At 50.3% G+C, this 2398-nt stretch carries 4 protein-coding genes; all 4 read right to left on the bottom strand.

What is annotated here, in order from left to right; genetic code table 11:
- Positions 1-409 (bottom strand): SGNH/GDSL hydrolase family protein (locus CYR55_RS22550; protein ID WP_479415246.1); only part of this gene is annotated, 409 nt, incomplete at its 3' end.
- A gap of 94 nt (positions 410-503) precedes the next feature.
- Positions 504-782, bottom strand: a complete 279-nt coding sequence (locus CYR55_RS22555; protein ID WP_101818545.1) for a hypothetical protein — start codon at positions 780-782, stop codon at positions 504-506.
- Positions 783-804: 22 nt separating this feature from the next.
- A complete protein-coding gene (locus tag CYR55_RS22560; protein WP_101818546.1) occupies positions 805-1503 on the bottom strand; it encodes a hypothetical protein in 699 nt (232 codons plus the stop codon).
- Between the two features lie 189 nt (positions 1504-1692).
- On the bottom strand, positions 1693-2398 hold a 706-nt coding region (locus tag CYR55_RS22565; protein ID WP_206604061.1), incomplete at its 5' end, for a hypothetical protein.

Here is a 2398-nt window from a genome sequence, read left to right on the forward strand (position 1 = left end):
CACTCATGCCGCGGTCAATGTCGTTAGTCCCGATCATGATGAAAGCCTTCTTAGCGCCCGTCGCAATAATGTCGTCAATACGCTCCAGCACTCCGGTCGTGTCATCCCCTGCAATGCCACGGTTTACGATCTTGTAATCCGGGAAAATATCGTCCCAGCGAGCGTTCTCGGTGATGCTATCCCCCACCATCACGTAGTCGCCCTGGCCGTGAAACTCTTTATACATGTCACGCTTAAATAGGTAAGTGGGATTACGCACAGTATCCACCTGTTCAGAAGTAAAATGCCTGTGTTTGAATTCATAAATAAAACTGTAGGGAAAAATTGCATATTTCCCGAGAGCAAAACCATACCCGAGTGCCAGCGCTAACCCTGCGGCTGCGGCCGCATGTTTCATTTTTAATTTCATGTAGTCACCTTAAAGAAAAAATAGCCCCAAAGATGGGGCAGAGTATACCCCAAATGGAATAGTTTAAAAGTTAAACCGTAAAGGGAATAATCGTTTATTTGTTCGTGAGCTTTGTTACCACCCTATGGGTAGCCACCAGCGTTGGATGGCTATTTCCCATCAATAACAAAAGCTCATATTCTCCAATAGATAGTGAGCGTCCATTGCTGCCAGCATCCTCTTTAGCCTGCCAATTACGAAGGCTGTAGCCGAACCGGGCAGCAGCCTGCACTTGAGTTAATCCAGCATTGATCCTGGCTGCTTTAACCTCTTCTGGTGTCGGTTTTTCTGAAAAAGTAGGAGTCACATTAGTTTCCTTTTTAATAATGCCCATCGAACTGGGCGCAGTGGGTGAATCACTTTCCTAATTCCGCTACCTCCGGTAGCGCATCGAACTCAACCGGCGTGGTGTACTCACCAATAACGCGGGCAGTGTAGAGCTTTCCGCCAATCCGAACCACGTCACCATGGCGAACAGGCTCTTCTGTATCAATCCGGCGCGTCTCTGCGCGATCTTCCGCGGTGTATGTTTCCTTCAGGCTGTTGCCGATGCTGATGCCATAAAAAAGGCCATCCACGCGGGTTACTTTGCCCATATGCAAGCTGGCGTTCATGCGGCGAATTCCGCGCGGGGTTACCACCTCTACGCCAAAGCTATTCACCTGATCCAGCGCGCCGGCGGACAGGCGCAGAACACGGATGCCATCACGCGGTGCAGCCTTTTCCGCGTTGAGTACTTCATTCAGCTGGCGCGCGCGGTGCTCTTCTTCGATGCGGGCTTTAGCGGCAGCCTCTTCGTTCTCTTCCATCTTCGCTACGGTGGCTTTCACAGACTCAATGCGGTCTTTAAACCCTTCGATAATTTTGACACGGCTACGTGCGCTGAAGGGGATGAAAATCCATTCAAAATAGTTCGCCTGTTTGCCGAAGGAGACTAAATCACTCTCAATGCCGGCCAATTTTTCGCGCCCGGCTTCAATTTTGGCAATGTAACCCTCCAGGGTGTTAATTACGATAGTTGCCTCAGCCTTCACTGCTTTAATGTTGCTTTTCATGCTGTATTCCCTCAAAGGTTATTGGCTCATTGCCGTCTATTCATGTGCGCGCTCTCGCCGCCTTGAAAAGAACTATACGCACAATTGTGCGCGCAATAGATATGGCTCTGCTGACCTGCCAATCACCAGGTAGAAACGAGCCATATCGGGACGTGGCAGTATCCTGCCAGGAGAGAACTTCGGGGGATGTTAAGCGTCGGCCACCAGGACAGCGGAAGCGGCCGCCCGCAGCTCGCTGGTGTGCTCATTCAGGGCATTATCGAGCGCTCGAAACATCGCTGCGATCTCCTCTGGCAGCGCTGCACCTCGCGCGGTTTTATACGAAGTCAGCAGCGTGGCGCTTGCTGCCTCAGCAGCGGTTAATCTCTGGTAAGCCAGGGCGATTTCTTTAGCGTTTGTCATTTTCTTTTCCATGTCACAAGCGGCGGGTTCTGCTTCAATAGTCACGTTAATGCCGAATTCATTGGCCAAGGCCTTTATAGCGTTCTCGCGTCCTTTATGGGCAAGGCGTAGCAACCCATTTTTACGATGCTCCATCATTTGAGCCTTAAAATCGCTCTGTTGCTGCTGAATATATTCATGGGCATCGGCAATGCGGTTTAACTTGGAAAATGCGGCAACAATAGAGTCACGCACCTGGGCTTCTGCCCCGTCAATGTGCGCTAATTCATGGTCATACATAGCGGTACTCACTTCATTTTTGACACTTTTAAGCGTTCTCCCCGCGCGGAGTCTTCGTTCAGCAGTGGTGATGACAGATTGAAGTCCTGAGACAACTTCACGATTAAGTAGCATACGATTTCCCTTCATTGATGGCGGTGGCGTTAATGTTCCCGGCAGCTTTACTGCCAGATAAGCCCGGCGCGCCGGGCAGTGAAAGTTAAAATTCTTCTTT

Source organism: Chimaeribacter californicus (genome assembly GCF_002858675.1).
Classification (GTDB): Bacteria; Pseudomonadota; Gammaproteobacteria; order Enterobacterales; family Enterobacteriaceae; genus Chimaeribacter; species Chimaeribacter californicus.

Coding starts and splice junctions, on each gene's coding strand:
- CYR55_RS22560 (WP_101818546.1), bottom strand. CDS start 1,503: ATGAAAAGCAACATTAAAGCAGTGAAGGCTGAGGCAACTATCGTAATT.
- CYR55_RS22555 (WP_101818545.1), bottom strand. CDS start 782: ATGGGCATTATTAAAAAGGAAACTAATGTGACTCCTACTTTTTCAGAA.